The 19,892-nt window shown below is 70.6% G+C and carries 25 protein-coding genes and 1 riboswitch; of the genes, 14 read left to right on the top strand and 11 right to left on the bottom strand.

The window, feature by feature from the left end; all coding sequences use genetic code 11:
- Nucleotides 1–15 precede the first annotated feature (15 nt).
- The 5 genes from AB0C30_RS55590 to AB0C30_RS55610 form a co-directional block, all read right to left on the bottom strand.
- Nucleotides 16–633, bottom strand: a complete 618-nt coding sequence (locus AB0C30_RS55590) for a histidine phosphatase family protein (RefSeq protein WP_357960433.1) — start codon at nt 631–633, stop codon at nt 16–18.
- A 6-nt stretch (nt 634–639) separates the two neighbouring features.
- A complete protein-coding gene (locus AB0C30_RS55595) occupies nt 640–1,380 on the bottom strand; it encodes a CbtA family protein (protein ID WP_357960435.1) in 741 nt (246 codons plus the stop codon).
- A gap of 8 nt (nt 1,381–1,388) precedes the next feature.
- Nucleotides 1,389–1,577: a CbtB-domain containing protein gene (locus tag AB0C30_RS55600; protein ID WP_357960438.1), complete on the bottom strand. Its 189-nt coding sequence runs from the start codon at nt 1,575–1,577 to the stop codon at nt 1,389–1,391.
- Nucleotides 1,578–1,611: 34 nt separating this feature from the next.
- A riboswitch (cobalamin riboswitch) is annotated at nt 1,612–1,741 on the bottom strand.
- The gene (locus AB0C30_RS55605; RefSeq protein ID WP_357960441.1) at nt 1,719–3,269 is read right to left on the bottom strand and encodes a M28 family metallopeptidase; all 1,551 of its coding nucleotides are present in this window, start codon (nt 3,267–3,269) and stop codon (nt 1,719–1,721) included. It overlaps the preceding riboswitch by 23 nt.
- A gap of 173 nt (nt 3,270–3,442) precedes the next feature.
- Complete coding sequence (locus AB0C30_RS55610) at nt 3,443–4,465, bottom strand: hypothetical protein (RefSeq protein ID WP_357960444.1); 1,023 nt, start codon at nt 4,463–4,465, stop codon at nt 3,443–3,445.
- Between the two features lie 170 nt (nt 4,466–4,635).
- Here AB0C30_RS55610 and crcB point away from each other — a divergent pair, with 170 nt between their 5' ends.
- The 6 genes from crcB (at nt 4,636) to AB0C30_RS55640 (ending at nt 7,903) form a co-directional block, all read left to right on the top strand.
- Nucleotides 4,636–5,115, top strand: coding sequence for a fluoride efflux transporter CrcB (crcB, locus tag AB0C30_RS55615; protein ID WP_357960447.1), 480 nt, complete (start codon nt 4,636–4,638; stop codon nt 5,113–5,115).
- Nucleotides 5,112–5,465 carry a DUF190 domain-containing protein gene (locus AB0C30_RS55620; RefSeq protein ID WP_357960450.1) on the top strand — a complete coding sequence of 118 codons (354 nt, stop codon included), beginning with the start codon at nt 5,112–5,114 and terminating at the stop codon, nt 5,463–5,465. Before crcB ends, AB0C30_RS55620 begins: the two co-directional genes overlap by 4 nt.
- 11 nt (nt 5,466–5,476) lie before the next feature.
- A complete protein-coding gene (locus AB0C30_RS55625; protein WP_357960631.1) occupies nt 5,477–5,839 on the top strand; it encodes a CrcB family protein in 363 nt (120 codons plus the stop codon).
- Nucleotides 5,840–5,844: 5 nt separating this feature from the next.
- Nucleotides 5,845–6,666 (top strand): sulfite exporter TauE/SafE family protein, encoded by an 822-nt coding sequence (locus AB0C30_RS55630; RefSeq protein WP_357960453.1) that lies wholly within the window; start codon nt 5,845–5,847, stop codon nt 6,664–6,666.
- A gap of 161 nt (nt 6,667–6,827) precedes the next feature.
- On the top strand, nt 6,828–7,478 hold the full coding sequence (locus AB0C30_RS55635) for a Chromate resistance protein ChrB (RefSeq protein WP_357960455.1): 651 nt from the start codon (nt 6,828–6,830) through the stop codon (nt 7,476–7,478).
- Nucleotides 7,475–7,903, top strand: coding sequence for a DUF1232 domain-containing protein (locus AB0C30_RS55640; protein ID WP_357960458.1), 429 nt, complete (start codon nt 7,475–7,477; stop codon nt 7,901–7,903). The genes AB0C30_RS55635 and AB0C30_RS55640 overlap by 4 nt, the downstream gene beginning before the upstream one ends.
- Nucleotides 7,904–8,018: 115 nt before the next feature.
- On the opposite strand, the gene AB0C30_RS55645 is transcribed toward AB0C30_RS55640, so the two are convergent.
- Nucleotides 8,019–8,699, bottom strand: coding sequence for an ABC transporter permease (locus tag AB0C30_RS55645; RefSeq protein WP_357960460.1), 681 nt, complete (start codon nt 8,697–8,699; stop codon nt 8,019–8,021).
- Between the two features lie 123 nt (nt 8,700–8,822).
- Here AB0C30_RS55645 and AB0C30_RS55650 point away from each other — a divergent pair, with 123 nt between their 5' ends.
- Complete coding sequence (locus AB0C30_RS55650; RefSeq protein ID WP_357960463.1) at nt 8,823–8,984, top strand: hypothetical protein; 162 nt, start codon at nt 8,823–8,825, stop codon at nt 8,982–8,984.
- Between the two features lie 9 nt (nt 8,985–8,993).
- Here the strand turns inward: AB0C30_RS55650 and AB0C30_RS55655 are convergent, their stop codons facing one another.
- Complete coding sequence (locus tag AB0C30_RS55655; RefSeq protein WP_357960466.1) at nt 8,994–9,680, bottom strand: TetR/AcrR family transcriptional regulator C-terminal domain-containing protein; 687 nt, start codon at nt 9,678–9,680, stop codon at nt 8,994–8,996.
- Between the two features lie 115 nt (nt 9,681–9,795).
- Between AB0C30_RS55655 and AB0C30_RS55660 the strand changes: the two genes are divergently transcribed.
- Nucleotides 9,796–10,941 (top strand): NAD(P)/FAD-dependent oxidoreductase, encoded by a 1,146-nt coding sequence (locus AB0C30_RS55660; protein WP_357960468.1) that lies wholly within the window; start codon nt 9,796–9,798, stop codon nt 10,939–10,941.
- A 13-nt stretch (nt 10,942–10,954) separates the two neighbouring features.
- Here AB0C30_RS55660 and add read toward each other — a convergent pair whose 3' ends face one another.
- Entirely contained in the window at nt 10,955–11,899 is a 945-nt protein-coding gene (add, locus tag AB0C30_RS55665) for an adenosine deaminase (RefSeq protein ID WP_357960471.1), read from the bottom strand.
- Complete coding sequence (locus tag AB0C30_RS55670) at nt 11,896–12,870, bottom strand: nucleoside hydrolase (protein WP_357960474.1); 975 nt, start codon at nt 12,868–12,870, stop codon at nt 11,896–11,898. Before AB0C30_RS55670 ends, add begins: the two co-directional genes overlap by 4 nt.
- Before the next feature lie 68 nt (nt 12,871–12,938).
- On the opposite strand from AB0C30_RS55670, the gene AB0C30_RS55675 reads away from it, so the two are divergent.
- From AB0C30_RS55675 to AB0C30_RS55700, 6 genes are all read left to right on the top strand, one after another.
- Nucleotides 12,939–13,934, top strand: a complete 996-nt coding sequence (locus tag AB0C30_RS55675) for a LacI family DNA-binding transcriptional regulator (protein ID WP_357960477.1) — start codon at nt 12,939–12,941, stop codon at nt 13,932–13,934.
- Nucleotides 13,935–13,974: 40 nt separating this feature from the next.
- A complete protein-coding gene (locus AB0C30_RS55680; protein WP_357960479.1) occupies nt 13,975–14,403 on the top strand; it encodes an MmcQ/YjbR family DNA-binding protein in 429 nt (142 codons plus the stop codon).
- A gap of 149 nt (nt 14,404–14,552) precedes the next feature.
- Nucleotides 14,553–15,371 (top strand): NAD(P)H-binding protein, encoded by an 819-nt coding sequence (locus tag AB0C30_RS55685; protein WP_357960482.1) that lies wholly within the window; start codon nt 14,553–14,555, stop codon nt 15,369–15,371.
- A 192-nt stretch (nt 15,372–15,563) separates the two neighbouring features.
- On the top strand, nt 15,564–16,001 hold the full coding sequence (locus AB0C30_RS55690; RefSeq protein WP_357960485.1) for a hypothetical protein: 438 nt from the start codon (nt 15,564–15,566) through the stop codon (nt 15,999–16,001).
- Nucleotides 15,998–17,221, top strand: coding sequence for a divalent metal cation transporter (locus tag AB0C30_RS55695; protein WP_357960488.1), 1,224 nt, complete (start codon nt 15,998–16,000; stop codon nt 17,219–17,221). Before AB0C30_RS55690 ends, AB0C30_RS55695 begins: the two co-directional genes overlap by 4 nt.
- Nucleotides 17,218–18,030, top strand: a complete 813-nt coding sequence (locus AB0C30_RS55700) for a hypothetical protein (protein WP_357960491.1) — start codon at nt 17,218–17,220, stop codon at nt 18,028–18,030. Before AB0C30_RS55695 ends, AB0C30_RS55700 begins: the two co-directional genes overlap by 4 nt.
- Before the next feature lie 223 nt (nt 18,031–18,253).
- On the opposite strand, the gene AB0C30_RS55705 is transcribed toward AB0C30_RS55700, so the two are convergent.
- Together AB0C30_RS55705 and AB0C30_RS55710 are read right to left on the bottom strand one after the other, a co-directional pair.
- Complete coding sequence (locus AB0C30_RS55705; protein ID WP_357960494.1) at nt 18,254–19,063, bottom strand: alpha/beta hydrolase; 810 nt, start codon at nt 19,061–19,063, stop codon at nt 18,254–18,256.
- Nucleotides 19,064–19,074: 11 nt separating this feature from the next.
- On the bottom strand, nt 19,075–19,839 hold the full coding sequence (locus AB0C30_RS55710; protein WP_357960497.1) for an alpha/beta hydrolase: 765 nt from the start codon (nt 19,837–19,839) through the stop codon (nt 19,075–19,077).
- Nucleotides 19,840–19,892: the final 53 nt, after the last annotated feature.

Genomic DNA, 19,892 nt, shown 5'->3' on the forward strand with positions numbered 1-19,892 from the left:
GGACCTTCCGTACGTTCAAGACAGGATCTTCCGGTTGACGTGGGCGACCCGCCAGCCGCCTCGCGTGACGGTCAGTTCGGTGACGGACAGCGGCGCGAGATCGAAACGGGCGGCGCGCAGGGGGTCCAGCCCCAGCGCATGGCCGAGGGCCGCCCGGATGGCGCCCGCGTCGCAGACGGCGACCGCCTCGGGCTCCGCGCGTACCGAGTCGAGCCAGCCGGCCACCCGCGCCGCCAGCACGGCCAGGCTCTCCCCGCCGTGCGGCGCCGCGTCCGGATCCGCCAGCCAGCTCGCCAGCGCGTCCGGCTCCTCCCGCGCGACCCGCCCGTACGGCAGGCCGCGCCACCGGCCGTGATCCGCCTCGGCGAGCGCGGCGACCACGCACGCTTCCCGGCCGAGCGCGGCGGCGGTCTGCCGCGCCGCGACACTGGGAGCGACCCACGCCACCGAGCCGCCCGCCACCGAGCCGCCCGCCACCGAGCCGGTCAGCGCCGAGCCGACCGCCATCGAGTCGGCCACCACCGAAGCCAAGCCGTGTGCTCTGGCCAGGCTCGCCGTGTCGGCGTCCTCATCGGCCAGGGGAAAGCAGGCGGTCCGCATCCCCGGCGTGCTGGCGTGCCGGACGAACAGCACGCCGGCTCAGCCCGGCGAGACGGCAGTCGCGGGTACGGCCGCCGCCCGCCGCGCCGCCCTGTCGCTCACCCACCCGAACAGCACACCGAAGGCCGTCCAGAAGACGAGCTGCGTCCCCAGCGACACGAGCCTGAACTGCCACAGCAACGTGGCAGGAAAGCCCTCGGGCACCTCGTCCACGGTCGGCAGCAGCAGCCACGCGGCGACCACCGGGACCAGGTACGCGACCCCTGCCGTGACCCACCGCGCCCATGGCCCGGCGGTCACCCGGCGCGCGGTCGCCACCGCGATCGCGATCGCGGCCAGGCCGACAAGGATCATCACGACATAGAGGGCGGTCCGGCTGTTGATCGTTTCCGGGTCTCCGACAGCCGGCGGATTGGCCGGATATTTCACGAACGGTACGAGGATCACCGCCCCGAACGCCGACCCGGCGGCGGCGAGCGCCAGCCCGCCCTCCGACCGGGGACCGACCCGGCCCCGCAGACCCGCGTACACCAGGGCGAAGACCCCTCCCACGGCCAGCCCGTACAGGCCGGTGGCGAGGAAGAGCCCGGCCTTCTGGCCTGGCCTGCTGACCAGTTCCTCCTCGCCGTGGTCATGGCCAGGTTCCTGCGCGGCGTGCGCCTGTTCCAGTGCGATGGCACTGTCCACCTGCGGTTCCCCGAAGGCGAAGGCGAAGCCGCCCGCGATCAATCCGGCCAGCAGGCCCAGAAGCAGGCCCCTGACCAGCAGGGTGCGTACCATGCCGAGGTCTAGTGGCAGGGCACGCCGAGCAGGTGACGCCCGTCGTGCATGAGTTCGTGCAGGTACGCACCCGTCTGCGAGATGGCGCCGTTGTCCATCAGCACCAGGTAGGCGACCAGCAGCAGTACCGGTACGGCCAGCAACCACAGCCGCAGACGGGGGAACGGAATGACGGTAGGAGCGGACAGGCCACTCATCAGTGCCTCCTCAGGGATGACGCGTCCCAACAAATGAGGTCACGGAGGCCCAAGCGACCTGGCTCCCGGGATCTACGTCCCGGATACAGTGGCGCGTCCGCACCGGCATCTCACCGGATTTCCCTTGGACAACCGTGAAATCTACCGGAACGTATCCTTTCCTCCCGTTCGCGTCAACACATCGAGGAAGGCTGACGTTGGCGGGGTGAAGCGCGCACGGCTGGTCGCGGGTGCCACTCGCGGCGGGATGGAGCGGAGGTTGAAGGCGTATCGGGCAACGGAGTCGGCGATGGCGTCCGTGTCCACGTCCAGCGCCGTGGCGTTGATGTTGGCGATGGTGTCGCACGCCTGGTGGTAGCAGGCGTCGTAGGCGACCCCGGCCGTCCCGCCGAACAGCGCCGCCTCAGCGGCCGTCTTGATCCCCTCGGCGCCGGTGAAGATGCCGCCGGCCGGGATCCCGACCGCGATGAACGGCCCGTAGTCCGAGCGCCCGTCGAAGTCCGTGCCCACCGTGGGCAGGCCGCGGGAGCCGTAGAACGCCGCCAGTTGCTGCTCGATCTCGGCCGAACCGGGCGGACCGGCGGGGGAGCCGACGTTGTCGGAATTGTCGCCGTCGTACAGCTTGTAGGCGTAGTTCGGCGTGGCCACCATGTCGAAGTTCAAGTACACCCGGATGCGGTCCCGCTGCGCCTGCGACAACGACCCGACGTACTGATCGGAACCGAGCAGCCCGATCTCCTCGGCCGCCCAGAAGGCGAAGCGGACCTTGTTCCTGACCGGGTAGAGCGTCATCTCCTCGGCGACCTCCAGGATCGCCGCGCTGCCCGAGCCGTTGTCGTTGATGCCGGGCCCCGCCGTCACGCTGTCGAGGTGCGCGCCCACCATGACGACATTGCGCGGGTCGCCGAAGCGGGTCTCGGCGATCACGTTGTCCGTGCTGCCGAGTACGAGGTTGGCGTCGACCTTGAGGTGTACGGTCGCGCCCGGCGTGCTCGCGAGTTCGTTGCCCACGGCGAAGTCGGCGAACACCATGGGGATCCCGCCCCGCCACTCGCCGATGTCCAGCGGGAACGCGTCAGTACGACCCGGCTGGCCTTCGTTGAAGATGATGAGCCCGGTCGCACCCGCCGCGGCCGCGTTCTGCACCTTCGTGACGAACGGGCAGGTGCCGCGCTGGACGAGCGCGATACGTCCGGCCACGAACCCGGCGAAGTCCGCCGCTTCGCAGCCACTGGTCGAGGTCGGCGTGGGGGTGGGTGGCAGCGTGAGGTCCACGCCCTGGACCGGCGCGGTCACCTCGCCCGACGGGGAGGGCTGGAAGGTGAAGAAGTCCTCGTTCGGTAGGTACGTTTTCGCGCTCGGCGCGGTGAGCGCCAGCGTCGGCGGGGTGTTCTCGGCCCAGCTCTCGACGAAGTTGATCGGCTGCCGCGTGACCTTGTATCCGGCCTTGCGCAGTTTGTTCGCCACGTAGTCGCGGGAGGCGTCGTAGCCGCTGGTGCCGGTCGCGCGGATGCCGCCGTGGGCGGTGGCGATGTCCTGCAGGGCTCGCAGGTGCTTGGCGACGTTCGTCCCCTTGACCTGCTTGACCAGCAGCTTGGCGAAGACGTCGTCCAGGCCGCCGGCGTTGGCGGGCACGGCCATGGCGATGGTCACGGAGAGCGCGGTGACCAGGATGGTGATGACTCTGCGCATTCGGATTCCCCCTGTGGGACAGGAACGGGAAGGCAGACGATCCCCGAGTCTCGCCGAACGCGAACGTAACCCGGCCCCGTAACCGTTGAAAAGACCCCCAGTTGAAAGACCCCCGGCGCCGCGCTTGGTGCGGAGAGAGGGCGGCCCCGCGTGGTACATGGGACCGCCCCAGGTCAGCGGGCCGGCCGGGATGAGCGGGTCAGCGGACGCGGCTGAACGGGACCGCCCAAGGCCGGCGGGCTAGCGGACGCGGACGAAGACGGGTTGGAGTAGAACCACAGGTCCTGCCACGGGCTCTCCTTGCCGTCGGCCGCCGGCTCCATCTCGTCGGTGCTGGTGCCGCGTACCCGCAGGTAGCTGTCGGTCTGCACGTCGCTCAGCGTGTGCCGGATGACGTAGTCCCGGCCCTGCCGACGCCAGTCGCCCGGGCCGAAGCGCGCCACGACCTTGGTGGTGGGGTTGGTGTCGGCGTCCAGGTTGGCGCTCACGCCGCTCACCTGCCCGGTGATGAGGTCGACGCGCCGCACCTCCGGGCGGTCGCCGTTGCCGTTCTTGCCCTCCAGCGGCCGGAACCGGATCTCGACCTCGACGTCGGTGCGGTTGCGCCGGTTGACCACCAGCGTCTCGCCCACGGTGGCCTGGCGGCCCTGGTTGCCGGCGGTGACGTCGAGAGCGGTGATCAGGTCCCCGGTGGTGACGAAGATGCGGCCGTTGCGCAGGGCGTCCATGATGTCGCCGTAGTCCTGGCGGGCCATCACGTACGTCTTGCTGTACTCGCCCGGCCAGAAGTCCGAACCGCCGCGGGTCCAGTGCACGTGCGAGTCGGAGGTGGCCGTGATCCACCAGTGCCGCCCCTCGCCCAGCAGCGAGTCCCACAGGCCGCCGACCCGCGCGGTCATCTGGTCGAAGCCGCCGTAGGTGGGGTGGTTGCCGTACCCGCCGCGGGCGCCGCCGTTCAGCGGGCCGGCCTGGTGCCCGGGGGCGCCCTCGAAGCCCACGTACACGTCGGGGGCGGTGTTGTTGCCGTTGCGGAACTCGAGCGGAGTGTCCTGCCCCCACACGCCGAGCCCGGTCGCCGACCGCGCCGCGTGGTGCGCGATCACCAGCGGCTTCTGCCGCATGTCGTGGGCGGCCTTGAGGAACTCCACCATCACCGCGGCCTGACGTCTTGCGGAGGCGCCGGCAGGAGAGGCCACTACCGGGTCCTGTTTCGGCCGATCGGTATAGTCGAGGGGAACCTCCCCGGGGGAGGTCGCGGTGGTGGGGCCCACCGCCTCGCCGCCGATCCGGTGGCGGGTAACCGTGGCACCCAGCCGCCAACGGTCCCTACCAGAGGTTGTTTTGTGCTGCTGGTAGGAGGATCTTCATGTCCCGTCCCGAAACGGAGCGTCCCGTGGACGCCGATGTCGACCTGCGCGTGGCCGCCCAGCGTGCCGAGCTGCGCCGGGCTCCGTGGGCGACGCTGGGGGTGATCGCGCTCGGCGGCGCGGCGGGTGCGCTGGCCCGCTACGGCCTGGGCGTGGCCTTTCCGCGCCAGGCCGGGGCCTTTCCGTGGACGACGCTGGCCGTCAACACCGTCGGGTGTCTGCTGATCGGGGTGCTCATGGTGGCCATCACCGAGGTCTGGTCCGCGCCCGGATGGGTGCGCCCGCTGCTGGGCGTCGGCGTGCTGGGCGGGTTCACCACCTTCTCCACGTACATCCTGGAGACCAGCCAGTTGCTGGCGGGCGACGCGGCTCGCATGGCGCTGGCGTACCTGGCGCTGACCCCCCTGCTGGCCTTGACCGCGGTATGGGCGGGCAGCGCGGCAGCCCGCTGGTGCGTCGGAAAGAGCAGGCGGGCATGAAACTGGCCGGAGCGGCGCTACGGCTGACCATCTACGTCGGCGACACCGACACCTGGCACCACAAGCCGCTTTATCACGAGATCGTCCATCGCGCGCATGCGGCCGGGCTGGCCGGCGCGAGCGTGTTTCGCGGCATGGAGGGCTACGGGGCCTCGAACCACATTCACACCTCGCGCATCCTGTCGCTGTCGGGGGACTTGCCGGTGTCGGTCGTCATCGTCGACGCCGCCGAACGGATCCGGGCCTTCCTGCCGCAGCTGGACGAGCTGATCTCTGAGGGGCTGGTCATCTTGGACGAGGTCGAGGTGATCCGCTATGTCGGCCGCCCCAGCAGCGGGCCGGCCCAGTGAGCGGCGGCCCGCTGACAGTGGCGCTGGTCGTTCTCGGCGGGGCGATCGGCGCGCCGCTGCGTTACCTGGCCGACCGGTTCGTCCAGGCGCGCCACGATTCCCTGTTCCCGTGGGGCACCTTCACCGTCAACCTGGCCGGCTCGGCGCTGCTGGGCTTCCTGGCCGGACTGCCCGCCGACGGCGCGGTGATGGCCTTCGCCGGCGCCGGGTTCTGTGGCGCGCTGACCACCTACTCGACCTTCAGCTATGAGACCCTGCGGCTGGCCCAGGATGGCGCTCGCTTCGTCGCCTGGGCCAATGTGGTGGCCAGCGTGGCCGGCGGCCTGGGCGCGGGCGTGTTCGGCTTCGCGCTGGCCCATGCCGTAACGGGCTGAGCCCGGTGGTGATCGATGCCGTGTACGCGTCGGCCTCGGATGCGGCGTTCGTGCCGACGTCGGTGATCGACGGCACGTTCGCGCTGACGTCGGTGATCGATGCCAGGTTCGCGCTGACGCTTGCCGCCGCGTGCGCGGCGGCGTTCGTGCTGGCGGTGGTCTCGGCGGTGGCCGGGTTCGGTGGTGGGGTGCTGTTGCTGCCGGTCTTCACCGCGTTGTTCGGGTTACGCGTGGCGGTGCCGATGCTGACGCTGGCCCAACTGGCCAGCAACGGCTCCCGCGTCGTGTTCAATCGGCGTGAGCTGCGCTGGTCGCTGGTGGGCTGGTTCGCCCTCGGCGCCGTCCCGCTGGCCGTGGCCGGCGGCCTGCTGCTGGCGCACGCTCCGCTGGGGCCGCTCAAGCGGCTGTTGGGCATCTTCCTACTGGTCGTGGTCGCCTGGCGGCGCCTGCGTCCCCATCCCCGCTCGCCGGCCGCCCCGGCCTTCGCGGCGGTCGGGGCGGCCTCCGGTCTCGGCTCGGCGCTGCTGGGCTCGGTCGGACCGCTCACCGCGCCGTTCTTCCTGGCGTACGGCCTGACGCGAGCCGCCTATATCGGCACTGAAGCGGCCAGCGCCCTGGTCATGCACCTGGCCAAGATCGCCGCTTATGGTGCCGGAGATCTGCTCGGCTGGCGCGTGCTGACCTACGGCGCGGCCCTGACCCCGGCCACGCTGGCCGGCGCCTGGCTGGGCAAGAAGATCGTCGCCCGGGTCAGCGACGGGGTGTTCGTCGTGGCGGTGGAGGTCGGGCTGGTGGTGGCCGGCGTGTTGTTGCTGATCGGTCTCTGACCCGGGCGGATTCCCGTGGTGGCCGCTTTCAACGGCCGGTGTGGGCTTGGCCGCGAATAACCGCGAATGGCGGCGGTGACGCGACTCGGCGATCAGGGAGAGCCAGCCATGACGCCGGAGCTATTCGTTGCTGTTGATTGTTACGGATGTAACATGGGCGCGTGACGGAGAGCGCGGACGAGCAGGGCTGGTTGTTGATCAGCGTGTCCACGGCGGGAGCCGCCCCCACGCTGCGGGTGCAGGTGTGGCGCAAGCTGCGCTCGCTGGGCGCGCTGTATCTGCAGCAGTCGGTGTGTCTGCTGCCCGAACGTGAGCAGACCCTGCGGCAGGTACGCCGCTTGCTCGACCGGGTGCGTCAGCAGGGCGGCACCGGCCGCCTCCTGCACGTGGCGATGACCGATCAGGCCGAGGAGCGGCAGGTCATCGGCGAATTCAACGCCGCCCGAGACGCCGAGTACGCCGAGGTGCTGGAGCGCCTGCCGGCCTTCCGGCAGGAACTGGCGCGCGAGCGGGAGCGCGGCAGGGCCACCTACGCCGAGGTCGAGGAGTCGGAGGCCGACCTGGAGCGCTTCCGCTCCTGGCTGGCCAAGATCGCCGCCCGCGACTATTTCGCCGCTCCGGCCGGCGCGGCGGCGCGAGCCGGGGTCGAGGAGGCCGCAGCCGACCTGGCCGCCTTCGAGCAGGACGCGCTCGCGGCCGAGTCCCCGGCCACGGAGAGCGGTCTCACTGTGCCGGCGCGGGTTGCGGCCGAAGTGCCCGCCACCGAGAGCGGTCTCCCCGTGACGGAGAACGGAACGGGGGAGCGGGCATGACCGGCTGGTGGGGATGGGATCTGCTGATCGGGGTCGCCGTCGCGCTGCTGGTCACCTGGCTGGCGCTGATCGCGGCGCTGGCAGTCCTCCGGCCGCGCGGCGGGCTGCTGCGCGAGGCGTTGCGGCTGCTGCCCGACGTGCTGCGGCTGGTGCGCCGCCTGGCCGCCGACCGCGAGCTGCCACGTGGGGTGCGGGTACGTCTGGGGCTGCTGCTCGCTTACCTGGCCATGCCTCTCGACCTTGTGCCCGACTTCATCCCGGTCCTGGGCTACGCCGACGACGCGATCATCGTCACGGCGGTGCTGCGCTCGGTGGTCCGCCGCGCCGGGCTGCAGGCTGTGCGCCGCCACTGGCCCGGCACCGAGGACGGATTCACCGCGCTGTGCCGCCTGACCGGCCTGGCCGAGCGCGGCTCGGCGTCCTGAGTCTCGCTGAGAGCGGGTGGCATCCTGCCGACCGCTGGCCAGCTTTGTGGCATCTTGCCGACTGCCGGTCAGCGGGTATGGGCAGCACTCTTCTGTCCCGCAGGCTGCGTGCTCGTCATCGGGTATGGTCGGCGCGGTTCCACCAGAGGGCGGTCGTGACGGCTCCGGCCGCGCCGGTGGCCGTGACCAGGAGCAGTCCGGCGAGGCCAGGCGGGTCCTGGCCGGGGTCGGCGATGCGGGCGTACAGGGCGGGCACCGACCAGGGGAAGGCGGCGCCATAACCGAGCGCGGCGATCACCTGAGCGGTGAAGACGATGGCGAGCAGGACGCCGACGGCGGCCAGGTAGCCGCGGCCGACGCTGGCGGCCAGGGCCAGTGGCGTGGTGGTCAGCGCGGCCAGCGCGGCCGCGGCCACGACGCGTGCGACGCCGTCTCCCACGGTCGGCCCTGACCAGCCGGGCAGGGCGAGCAAGGTGCCGATCAGCAGACCGAGCCCGGCGAGTAGCAAGGCCAGCAGCAGTGCCCAGTGCGCGGCGATGGTGAACTTGGCGGCCACAATGGCGGTGCGGGAGGTGGGCAGGGCCAGCAGGTCGGTGGCGGTGTGGTCGCTGAACTCGCGGCCGAACAGCCAGATCGCGATCATCCCGTAGAGGCCCAGGCCGCCCACCGCGACGGCCTGGGCGAGCAGGGCGAGATAGCCGGACCAGTCGGCGCCGGCGCCGGACAGCTGGGCCTTGGCGCCGAGCAGGCCGAACGCCCGGGCGCGGGCGGGGTCGGCCAGGATGAACATGAACATCCGTCGGCGCGGAGCACCGCGCAGGCGGCGTGGTCGTCGCGGGTGGCCAGGCGCAGGTGGCGGCGGCGGTGCCGGTCCAGGTGGTCGGCGTCGTGCTCGCCGATCAGGCGGCCGTGGTGCAGGATGCCGATGCGGGTGGCCAGGCGGGCGACCTCGGCCAGCAGGTGGCTGGACAGGAACACGGTGGTGCCGTGCTGGTGGGCAGTCGAGACCGACCACGGGGAAGGCGGCGAGCCGGTCGTGGGCGTGCACTGGGCACATCCTTCGGGGTTCCGCACCGCCTGAAGCGCGGCATCACGGGTCCGCGGTCGTGTTCAGGCCGTCCAGGAGCAGGTCGAGGCCGGTGATGAACTGGTCGCGGTCGTCGTGCTCGCGCAGGTCCGTGGTGGTGCGCGTCAGGAAGGGGTAGTCGGCGGGGTCGAGTTCTGCCCAGCTTTCGGCGGTCTGCGCGAGGTAGGCGTCGCGGCTGGTGGCCGCGTCGAGGGTGGCGCGTGGGGTGATGATCTGGGCGCTGACGCCGGTGATGTAGTAGGAGATCGCGGTGGAGACCGCGAAATGCCGTTCGGCGGGCAGCCCGGTCCGTGCGACAAGGGTGCCGATGCGGTCGAGCAGGCGCAGAGCGTTCGCCAGCGTGGCCGGCGCGGTGACGTGGGAGGCCGCCCAAGGGTGCCGATCAAGGGCGTCGAAGACGGCGATGGCGAGCGCGCGCAGCCCGGCGCCGGCGCCTTCCTCGAGGCGCGGAACCGCGGCGAAGGCGTGGCCGAGCACCTGGTCGGCGGCCAGGGCGACGAGCTCGTCCTTGTTCGTCATGTGCCAGTAGAGCGCGCCGGGTCCGGTGTTCAGCTGTTTGGCCAGCAGCCGGAAGGTGAGTCCTCGCTCGCCGTGCTCGTCCAGCAGCGCGACGGCCGCGTCGACGATCACCTCTCGCGAAAGGGCGCCGGCGCGTCCCCCGGTGGGTGCTCTTCCGCGGGTCCGTGGCATGACCTCATTTTGACACATCCTGGATCGGCGTTCCATATTACTTATGGAACGCCGATCCATATTGGTGTCCGGGCAGCCGCCCGGCGCTCCGCCCGTACGGGAACGAGGAAGCCCCATGAACACCAGCCACCACCCGATCGCCATCGTCGGCGCCGGCCTCGGCGGCTTGACCCTCGCCCGGGTCCTGCACGTCCACGGCATCCCCGCGACGGTCTACGAGGCCGACCCCTCGGCGAAGTCCCGTACGCAGGGCGGCCAGCTCGACATCCACGAGGACGACGGGCAGCGCGCGCTCGCCGACGCCGGTCTCACCGCCGAGTTCCGCGCGATCATCCACGAGGGCGCTGAGGCGCTGCGCGTGCTCGACCAGCACGGCAAGCCGCTGTTCGAGGCCCCCGACGACGGCATGGCGCGGCGTCCCGAAGTGCTTCGCGGAGACCTGCGCCGGATCCTGCTCGACTCCCTGCCCGGCCAGACGGTCCAGTGGGGGCGCAAGGTCACCGGTGTCCGGCCCCTCGGCGACGGCCGGCACGAGCTGACCTTCGCCGACGGCGCGAGCGTGACCAGCGGCCTGCTCGTGGGTGCCGACGGCGCCTGGTCGAAGATCCGCCCACTGCTGTCCGACGCCGAGCCCGAGTACACGGGCACGACGTTCATCGACACCTACCTGTACGACGCCGACGAGCGGCACCCCGCGACGGCCCAGGCGGTCGGCGCCGGCGCGATGTACGCGCTGACCCCGGGAAAGGGGATCATCGCGCACCGCGAGGCGGGGAACATCCTGCACACCTACGTCGAGCTGAACCGCCCCGCCGAGTGGATCGCCGACCTCGACTTCACCGATGCCGCCGCCGTGACCGCTCGGGTCGCGGCCGAGTTCGACGGGTGGGCACCGGAACTCACCGCGCTGATCACCGACGGCGAGACCGCTCCGGTCGCGCGCATGATCCACACACTCCCGGACGGACACCGATGGGATCGCGTGCCCGGCGTGACGCTCCTCGGCGATGCCGCGCACCTGATGCCGCCGTCAGGCGACGGCGCGAACCTGGCGATGTTCGACGGCGCCGAACTCGCCAAGGCGATCGCCGCACACCCCGGCGACATCGAAGCGGCACTCACCGCCTACGAGAAGGAGCTGTTCCCGCGTACCGAGGCCTTCTACGCCGACGCCCACGAGATGCTGGACCTCTGCCTCGGCGACCGCGCACCGTTCGGACTCATCGACCTCATCAACGGTGATTCCCAGGGGCAGCCCTGAGCCACAGCGCCGATCACGGGGTGAAGGCCGCGGCGGCCGCGTGATCCTGCGCGAGCCTGTCCTGCTCAGCCGTCCACCCGGTCGCCGCGCGCAGCTGGTCGAACTCCTGGGACAGGGTGGTCCCCGAGGTGGTGCGCGCGTCGGTGCTGATGGTGACGGCCAGCCCGTCGGCCAGGAGCCGGGGCGCGGGATGCGCCTGGAGGCTGGAGACCGCGCCGGTGAGCACATTGCTCGTCGGGCACATCTCCAAGGCGATACCGTCGCGCCGCAGCCGCTCGAGGAGCGCGTGCTCGCCGACGCACCTGACGCCATGGCCGATCCGGCGCGCGCCGAGCACGTCGATCGCCTCCCACATGCTGTCAGCGCCCGCCGCCTCACCGGCATGGACCGTACAGGGGAGCCCCGCCCCGTGGGCGAGATCGAAGGCGGCCCGGTGCGGGGTCGCGGGGTGCAGCCGCTCATCGCCCGCGAGATCGAGTCCGGCCACCTTGTCGCGGTGCCGCAGCGCCGTCTCGGCGACGGCGAGGCTCTCCTCGGGCGTCTGGTGCCGCAGGCAGCACAACAGCAGCCCGGTGCGTACGCCGGTGGCCTGCCGCCCCGCCGCCAGCCCCTCGGAGACCGCTTGGACCGCCTCGTCCAGAGTCATGCCGCGATGGCCGTGCAACTGCGGGGCGAAACGCGCCTCGCCGTAGACCACCCCATCGGCGCTCCAGTCTTCGACCAGCTCGCGGGCGGCCCGGTGAAGGGCGTCGGGGGTCTGCAGTACGCATAGCGGCAGGTCGATGTAGGTGAGGAAGTGGGCCAGGCTGCCGCAGGAGGCGGGTGCCGTGACCAGTTGCTCGACGGGGGCGGTCAAGGCGATGCCCTGGTGGTGTGCCAGGTCGGCGACAGTGCCGGGGCGTACCGATCCGTCGAGATGACAGTGCAGTTCGTGACGCGGTACGGAAGCGGCGGTCATTGGTGCTCTCTCACGTCATGTCGGCTTTGGCGGATTCCGGCGCAGGTGGTGAACAGCAGGTCCTTGAAACCGGCTTCATTGACCCGGCGGACCAGCGTCAGATTGGGCGGCGGGGCGGAGCGGCGGCGGTCGATGATCAGCTGGCCGCGGGTCTCGTCGCCGAGGGCGATGTCCACATGGGCCCGCTCCTGTTCGGTGATCAGTTCGGGCCGGAGTGCCACGGCCATGGCGACGGGGTCGGGGAGGTCATAGCCGGCCAGGCCGGTGACGTCGCGGGCCCAGTCGGCGAGAGTACGGTTCACGCGGTGGGCGAAGGTGGCCATCGGAGTACCGAGCCGCTCCAGCCGGGACTGGTCCGCGGGCGTCATGACGGCGTCCCGGCGGGAGACGTCCCAGCCGATCCAGGTCACCTTGTCGGGCGTGGCGCTCTCCAACACCACCCGGGCCGCCTCGGGGTCGGCCCAGGCGTTGAACTCGGCGGTGGCCGTGATGTTGCCGCTCAGGTCCGCGGCGCCGGCCATGCAGTACACATGCCGGTAGCGGGTCAGCAGATCGCGGTCGCGGACCAGCGCGGCCGCGAGATTGGTGAGCGGGCCGAGCGTGACCAGCGTCAACTCGCCCGGATGACCGCGCGGGGAGGACAGCAGGACCTCGACGGCGTGCCGCTCCTCGGCCGGCCGCAGGGGGTCGGGTAAGCCGATGTCGCCCATCCCGTCCTGGCCGTGCACCTGCTGGGCGGTGGACAGCGGACGTGTCATCGGGCGTTCGCATCCCGGATGGACGGGGATGTCGACGCGCCCGGCCACTTGCAGGGAAAAGAGCGCGTTGCGGGTCCCCGTCGCCAGGGGTACGTTGCCCGCCACCGTGGTCACGGCGCGGATGTCGCCCAGACCGCCGGCGGCGGCCAGCAGCAGCGCCACCGCGTCGTCCGACCCGGTGTCGGTGTCGATGATCAAGGGAAGAGCCGACACTGCTCACCTTTCATCTAATCGGTTAGACCACGCTATCTAATCGATTAGCTGGCAGAATGTAAACCGCCATGACGAAACGCGCAGACAAGCCCATCACGCTCGCCGATGTGGCCCGCCGGGCGGGGACCTCCACGGCGGTGGTCAGCTATGTGATCAACGACGGTCCGCGTCCCGTCGCCGCCGCGACGCGCGAACGCGTCCTGGCGGCCGCGGCCGAGCTGCGCTACCGGCCCAACCGCATCGCCCGGGCACTGCGCTCGCGTACGACGGGCGTGGTCGGCCTGGTGCTGGCCGACGCGTCCAATCCCTACTTCGGCGCCCTGGCCAGACACATCGAGCAAGAGCTTGAGAAGCGCGACCGCCTCACGCTGGTCGGCAACGCCGGATACTCCGCGGAGCGCCAGCGGCATCTCACCGAACGGTTCCTGGCCGCCCAGGTCGACGGGCTGGTGATCGTCGCCGCGGACGGCGGGGGAGATGTGGCGGCCCAGGCTGAAGCGGCAGGCGTACCGGCCGTGTACGTCCATCACGGGCACCCCGGCGGGCACGGACAGGTGGTGGCGGCCGACAACCAGGCCGCCGTGCGCGAAGCCGTCGGACACCTGCGCCGGCACGGGCACCGGAGCCTCGCCTTCCTGGCCGGCCCCACCGACGATGGGCCCGTGGGAGTGCGCCGCGAGGCATGGGCCGCGGCCGTGACCGGCGATCCGGACGCCGTACTCCTGCGCTGCGACTACTCACGCGGCGCCGCGGACGCCTTGACCCGCCACCTCATCGCCGAAGGGACCATGCCGCGCGCCTTGATCACCGCCACGGACGAGCACGCCATCGGGGTCCTGTCCGGGGCGTGGGCCCGCGGGCTTGCGGTCCCCGACCGGCTGGCGCTGATCAGCCTCGACGGTACGCCGGAGAGCGCCCACACCGCTCCGGCGCTGACCGTCACCGAACAGCCGTTGCGGGCCATGGCGGAGCAGGCCGTCGAGCTGCTGTTCGGCGATATTTCCGGGGCGCTTGCCGCACATGCCCCTTTGGTCGTCAGGCGCAGCTGCGGCTGTGCGGCTTGATGATCTCGTCCAACACGCTGAAATTTCTTACGCTGGGCGTGTGCCCGACGATGATGGAACTCGGCCCGCCCGCGTCGAGGACGTGCATGAACTGGCCCTGGCCATGCCGCACGTCACCGTCGTACACGGGACCGGCGGCAATCCGGTCTACCAGGTAGGCGGGAAGTCGTTCATTTTCTTCCGCAACCCACGGCCTGATGCGGTCGACCCCGAAACCGGGCAGCGCTATTCGGATGTGATCGTCTTCTGGGTCGAGTCCGAGGCGGACAAGCAGGCGCTGGTGCAGGACGAGGCGTCGCAGTTCTTCACCACCCCGCACTTCGACGGTCACCCGTCGGTACTCCTGCGGGCCGGCCGGATCGGTGAGCTCACCCGGAACGAGTTGGCCGAGGTGGTCCAGGACGCGTGGCTGTCCCGTGCGTCAGGGCGCAGAGCGGCAGCCTGGCTGAGCGCGCATCCTCCGGCGTGATCACACTTTCCCTGGGGAAGCTTGCTTACGGGTCCGGGCGTCCCCATGCTCCGGCTCGACGGTTCATTCAATTAATTGATTGAGTAGTATGTGCGGCATGCCGCCAAAGGAACGGCATGCTCACCGAGGATCAGGGGAGGCCCCACATCATGGTCACGGTTGTTTTCGGCGCCCGGGGGAGTGTCGGCCGCCATGTCGCCGCGGGTCTGACCGCTTTGGGCAAGCAGGTCCGGCTGACGAGCAGGACGCCGGACAGCTCCCACATTGCGGCGGATCTGGACGCGCCGGAAACGTTGCCCGCCGCGCTGGAAGGCGCCTCGCAGGTCTTCCTCTATGCCAAGCCCGCGGGCATCGCCGGTTTCGTGACGGCTGCCCTTACGGCGGGGGTGCGGCACGTGGTGTTGCTCTCGTCCGGGGCGGTCGTGCAGCCCGGCGCTGACCGCAATCCGATCGCGCGGGACCATCGCATCGTGGAGTCGGCCCTGGAGGAGTCCGGGCTGTCCTGGACCTTCCTGCGGCCGGGGATGTTCGCGACCAACGCCCGATGGTGGTGGACGCGGGCGATCAAGGGTGGGGAGGCGGTGCGACTGCCGTACCCGGAGGCGATGACGGCTCCCGTCAGCGAGCGGGACATGGCCGCGCTCGCGGTGACGGCGCTGACCGAGCGCGGGCACGGGCGGCAGGCGTACACGTTGTACGGGCCGCAGGCGCTCACCCTGCGCGAGCAGGTCGGGCACATCGGCGCGGCCATCGGCAGGGAGATCCCGATCGAGGTGGTCACACCCGAACAGGCGCGGGCCGACCTGGGCAGGACGATGCCCGCGATGGGAGTGGAGGCGATCATGGGCGCGTGGGCGGCCGGCGCCGAGACCGTCCCGGAGACCTCCGTCATCGTCGAGAAACTCACCGGACGCCCCGCCCAGACCTTCGCGGAATGGGCGCGGGACCACGCCGCCGACTTCCGCTGACCACCTTCAGGCCGGTCCTGCTCTGACAGGTCTCGCAGGACCGGGAGCCTTCGCCGTCGCAAGGTGCATGATCGCTGGGCGGCTGGGCAGGTGCACGCTCGTGCAAGATGAGGGGTTGGTGTTACTCGCGGCCTGGGGGCAATTCCTGGTGCTGCTGGTGCTGCTGGGTTATTTCCTCCTGCGGCGCCGTTCATGACGGGCTCGAAGCGCGTCGCGCCGATCCTGGCTGTGCTGCTGCTGAGCGGGTGTGCGAGCCCGGCCTGGGATGACCACGACTACGGGCTGAAGGCCGCCCAGTCGGCGCAGTCGGCCGCCTCAAGCCTGGAGATCGTACGGCTGGCCGTACGCCATGAGGACCGCCTGACCACGCCCTACCTCAAGACGTTGTTCACCGAGACGGTCAAGGATCTGGGCAGCGTCAACAGCCAGTTCGGCGGGGTGCAGCCGCCGTCCCCCGCCGCCGACGAGGTGCGCGGGCGGCTGCTCGACCTCACCGGCGAGGCCGAGGACCAGGTGGCGTCGCTGCTCATCCAGGTCAGGCGGGACGGGATCAAGGACCCGGCGGCGGCCGCAAAGGATCTTGAAGAGGTCGCCGTGAAGCTGCGGGCCTTCGAGGAGGCACATCGGTGAAGAAGCTCTTCGCGGTGACGCTGGGCATCCTCACCGCCTTCGGGGGGTTCGTCGACATCGGGGACCTGGTCGCGAACTCACTGGTCGGCGCCAGGTTCGGGATGTCGCTCGCCTGGGTGGTCGTGGTCGGCGTCATCGGGATCTGCCTGTTCGCCGAGATGTCGGGCCGGATCGCGGCCGTCTCGGGGCGGCCGGTGTTCGACCTGGTCAGGGAGCGGATGGGGCCACGGGCCGGCCTGGTCAACCTGGGGGCGTCGTTTTTCATCAACGTCCTCACCCTGGCCGCCGAGATCGGCGGCGCGTCACTGGCTCTGGAGCTGGCCACCGGGATCAACTACCTGCTGTGGGTGCCGGGCGTCGCGCTGGTGGCGTGGCTGGTGATGTGGCGGGTCAAGTTCGAGACGATGGAGCGGATCTTCGGGCTGGCCGGGCTGGCGCTGGTGGCGTTCGCGGTGGCGCTGTGGCAGCTCGGGCCCGACTGGCACGAGCTGGGCCGCCAGCTCACCCGGCCGCCGGCCGACGAGGGCGCGCCGACGTACTGGTACTACGCGATCGCCCTGCTCGGCGGTGCGATGACGCCGTATGAGGTGTTCTTCTTCTCCTCCGGCGGGGTCGAGGAGAAGTGGACCCGCAAGGACCTGATCACCTCACGGGCCAACGTGTTCGTCGGCTTCCCGCTGGGCGGATTCCTGTCGCTGGCCATCGCGGGCTGCGCGGCGGTGGTGTTCTTCCCGGTGAAGGCGGAGGTCGACACGCTCGGCCAGATGCTGCTGCCCGCCGGGATCGGGCTGGGGCAGCTCGGCCTGGCCGCGGTGATCTTCGGGGTGTTCGCGGCGACGTTCGGCGCGACGCTGGAGACCGCGCTGTCGTCGGGCTACACCATCAGCCAGTACTTCGGCTGGCAGTGGGGCAAGCTGGTCCGCCCCCGCGACGCCGCGCGCTTCCACTCCGTGGTGCTGGCGGGGGTCGTCATCGCGACCGCGCTGATCCTGACGACCATCGATCCGATCATGGTCACTGAGTACTCGCTGGTCTTCTCGGCGGCGGCACTTCCCCTGACGTACCTGCCGGTGCTCATGATCGCCAACGATCCCGACTACATGGGCGGCCAGGTCAACGGCCGGTTCAGCAACGCACTCGGGACCGCGTACATGATCCTTCTGCTCGTGGTGGCCGTGGCGGCCGTCCCGCTGATGATCGCGACGAAGGCGGGGCAATGAGGGCCAGGGAACTGCACGCGAACCTGCACCTGCTCGACCGGCAGGTGATCAGCGCTGACGACGGGCGCCCGGTGTGCAAGATCGACGACCTGGAGCTGACCTTCGACGAGGAGGGGTGCCCTTACCTCGTGTCGATCCTGACCGGCCCGCTCGCGCTGGGCCCGCGCCTCGGCGGCCTCGCCGGCCGCCTGATGGTGGCGGTCACCGAACTGTTCCGCCCCGAAGAGGATCCGGGCCCGCAGCGCCTCCCCATGCGCCTGGTATCCGACATCAACAGCGCTGTCACGGTGGGCGGTACGCCTCAGGAGGCGGCTCTCGAACACTGGGCCCGGGTCAACCTCATCGCCCCGCTGCCGGGCAGCGGCGCCGAGCCGGTCGCCCGCGACCGGCGCCCGGCCAGGATCGGCGAGGTCACGGGCGAGCTGCGGATGAGCGCCCTGCTCGGCCGCCGCGTCCTCGACGCCGACGGCAGGCCGGTCGGGCAGGTGGCCGATGTACGGCTCCGCCAGGACGGGCCGATGCTCGACGACGTGCAGCACGCTTTTCGCGTCGCCGGCCTCATCGTGGTCCCTCGTCACACCGGCCGACTGTTCGGCTACGAACGCGGCCCGCACGGACCCGGCCCAGCACTCGTCCGGGCCCTCGTCAGAGGACTGCACCGCGACAGCCGCTACGTCACCTGGGAGCAGGTGGACACCCTCGGCGAGGACGTGCGGCTCAACGCCGAGGTGGACGCGCTCTTGCCGCTCTCCGACCTCTACCGGCCGATCTCAGCAGACGAGGGGCAGGAGAGCGGTCCGACATCATGAATGCCTCGTCGGCCACACTGAGTACATGCGATATGTCGGCCGGGTGCCCGCCCCGCCACTCGACCGGTTCATCGACGACATCTACTGTCTGACCGGGGTGCCACGCATTGCTGGCGCCGGTCACCACCGCGACCTTGCCCTGAAGTTTCTAGTCCATGGCATCCCTTTCTGCGGCACAGCCGCAGCGTTGACCGGTGATGGCGATCAAGGCTACGGATCGCTCTCAGCTCGTGTGTAGGTCGTTCCTGGTGAGCCAGGTCAGGCAGGCGTCGGCGACCTCACGCCAGCCATGGTCGATGGTCAGGGAGTGGCCGCGGTCGGGGAACTCCTGGAAGTCGGTGATCGCGGTGGAGTCCCGGTACTGCTTGAGGGTCGCCTTGGTGACGGTCTCGGGGACGGTGTGGTCCTTGCCGCCGGCGATCAGGAGCAGCGGTCCCCGGGCGTTGTTGCCGGTGTCGACCTTGGCGGGTGAGTGGGGGGAGACGTTGGCGACGGCGGCCTCGAACAGCGGCTTGCCCGGCGCGGGGATGGTCCAGCGTTCGTACAGGTCGGCGGCCTCCTGAGCCGGGATGGCGTTGCCGAATGCGTAGGTGAACTGGTCGAGGGTGAGGGAGACGGCCCGGTGCTTGTTGGCCGGGTTCTTGAACACCGGCAGGGTCGAGCGCAGCGCCGACAGCGGCAGCGGCAGCACGCCCTTGATCTGTGCGGCGTCGATCGCGATCGCGGCTCTGGCCAGGTCCTGCCCGAGCAGCTTCTCGGCGATCATGCCACCGAAGGAGTGGCCGATCAGGATCGGCTTGACCTCCAGAGCGTTGATGATCTCCGTGTAGTGGGCGACGACGTCGTCGATGCCATGGTCGGCGATAGCGTCGGGGTCCTTGCGGGACTGTTCGACGCTTTCGCTGTCGCCCGGCCAGCCGGGGGCCATCGCGTCGTAGCCGGCGGCCGTGAACAACTCGATCCAGGAGGACCAGGAGGTGGCGTGCAGCCACAGGCCGTGAATGAAGATGACGGGAGTGGTCGGTGCGGTCATCGGTTGCTCCTCTATGCCGGATGGGGGTGCTTGACCGCCTGGGTCGCGGTCGCGGCGGTGCGGATGTGGTCGGCCACGGCTGCCGGTTGCGACAGCGCGATCGCGTGTGAGGCATCGACCTCGATGGTGTCGGCCCCGGCGCGCTTGGCCATGAAACGCTGGGCGGCGGGATGGATCGCCTGGTCGGCGGTCGCCACGACGTACCAGGACGGCAGGCTCTTCCAGCTCGCGGAGGGAGAGCTCTGCTCGAACGCCACAGCCGCGATGGGGCGCTGCGCGACGGCCGCCACCGAGGTGAGACGCTCAGGCAGGTCGGCGGCGAACACAGTCGGAAACTGGTCGTCCTTGAGGTACAGCTCCACGGCCTCCTGCCCATCGCCTGTGCGGAAGACGGCCGGCCGCAGCGCCGGGCCCAGCAGGCTGTCGGGGAAGCGGCCCGTGATATTCAGCACGCTTTCCCCTGCCTCCAGGGCGAAAGCGGTCACGTAGACCAGCCCGACCACGTTGCCCAGTTGGTCCGCGGCCCCGGTGATGACCACGCCGCCGTAGGAGTGACCCACCAGCAGGACCGGGCCGTCGATCGCGGCGACGACGCCGGCGAGGTAGGCGGCGTCGGTGGTCGGTCCGCGCAGCGGGTTGGCAACCGCGATCACGGGAATCCCGGAATCCTGCAGCTCGGCGATCACGCCCGCCCAGCTCGAGGCGTCCGCGAAGGCACCGTGGACCAGCACGACGGTCGGCGTGCTGCCGTTCTTGAAGGATCTCGCTGTGGTCATGGCCTCACCGTAGGAACCTCTCTGCGCGCCTCGCGTACGTCACATGACTGCGT

Origin of the sequence: Nonomuraea sp. NPDC048901 (assembly GCF_040649695.1) — a bacterium.
Classification (GTDB): Bacteria; Actinomycetota; Actinomycetes; order Streptosporangiales; family Streptosporangiaceae; genus Nonomuraea.

What these genes read in the sequence shown, in the direction of transcription:
- AB0C30_RS55595 (WP_357960435.1), bottom strand. Translation starts at nt 1,380, where the DNA reads ATGGTACGCACCCTGCTGGTCAGGGGCCTGCTTCTGGGCCTGCTGGCC.
- AB0C30_RS55600 (WP_357960438.1), bottom strand. Translation starts at nt 1,577, where the DNA reads ATGAGTGGCCTGTCCGCTCCTACCGTCATTCCGTTCCCCCGTCTGCGG.
- AB0C30_RS55605 (WP_357960441.1), bottom strand. Translation starts at nt 3,269, where the DNA reads ATGCGCAGAGTCATCACCATCCTGGTCACCGCGCTCTCCGTGACCATC.
- crcB (WP_357960447.1), top strand. Translation starts at nt 4,636, where the DNA reads ATGTCCCGTCCCGAAACGGAGCGTCCCGTGGACGCCGATGTCGACCTG.
- AB0C30_RS55620 (WP_357960450.1), top strand. Translation starts at nt 5,112, where the DNA reads ATGAAACTGGCCGGAGCGGCGCTACGGCTGACCATCTACGTCGGCGAC.
- AB0C30_RS55640 (WP_357960458.1), top strand. Translation starts at nt 7,475, where the DNA reads ATGACCGGCTGGTGGGGATGGGATCTGCTGATCGGGGTCGCCGTCGCG.
- AB0C30_RS55645 (WP_357960460.1), bottom strand. Translation starts at nt 8,699, where the DNA reads ATGTTCATGTTCATCCTGGCCGACCCCGCCCGCGCCCGGGCGTTCGGC.
- AB0C30_RS55650 (WP_357960463.1), top strand. Translation starts at nt 8,823, where the DNA reads ATGCCGATGCGGGTGGCCAGGCGGGCGACCTCGGCCAGCAGGTGGCTG.
- AB0C30_RS55655 (WP_357960466.1), bottom strand. Translation starts at nt 9,680, where the DNA reads ATGCCACGGACCCGCGGAAGAGCACCCACCGGGGGACGCGCCGGCGCC.
- AB0C30_RS55660 (WP_357960468.1), top strand. Translation starts at nt 9,796, where the DNA reads ATGAACACCAGCCACCACCCGATCGCCATCGTCGGCGCCGGCCTCGGC.
- add (WP_357960471.1), bottom strand. Translation starts at nt 11,899, where the DNA reads ATGACCGCCGCTTCCGTACCGCGTCACGAACTGCACTGTCATCTCGAC.
- AB0C30_RS55675 (WP_357960477.1), top strand. Translation starts at nt 12,939, where the DNA reads ATGACGAAACGCGCAGACAAGCCCATCACGCTCGCCGATGTGGCCCGC.
- AB0C30_RS55685 (WP_357960482.1), top strand. Translation starts at nt 14,553, where the DNA reads ATGGTCACGGTTGTTTTCGGCGCCCGGGGGAGTGTCGGCCGCCATGTC.
- AB0C30_RS55690 (WP_357960485.1), top strand. Translation starts at nt 15,564, where the DNA reads ATGACGGGCTCGAAGCGCGTCGCGCCGATCCTGGCTGTGCTGCTGCTG.
- AB0C30_RS55700 (WP_357960491.1), top strand. Translation starts at nt 17,218, where the DNA reads ATGAGGGCCAGGGAACTGCACGCGAACCTGCACCTGCTCGACCGGCAG.
- AB0C30_RS55705 (WP_357960494.1), bottom strand. Translation starts at nt 19,063, where the DNA reads ATGACCGCACCGACCACTCCCGTCATCTTCATTCACGGCCTGTGGCTG.
- AB0C30_RS55710 (WP_357960497.1), bottom strand. Translation starts at nt 19,839, where the DNA reads ATGACCACAGCGAGATCCTTCAAGAACGGCAGCACGCCGACCGTCGTG.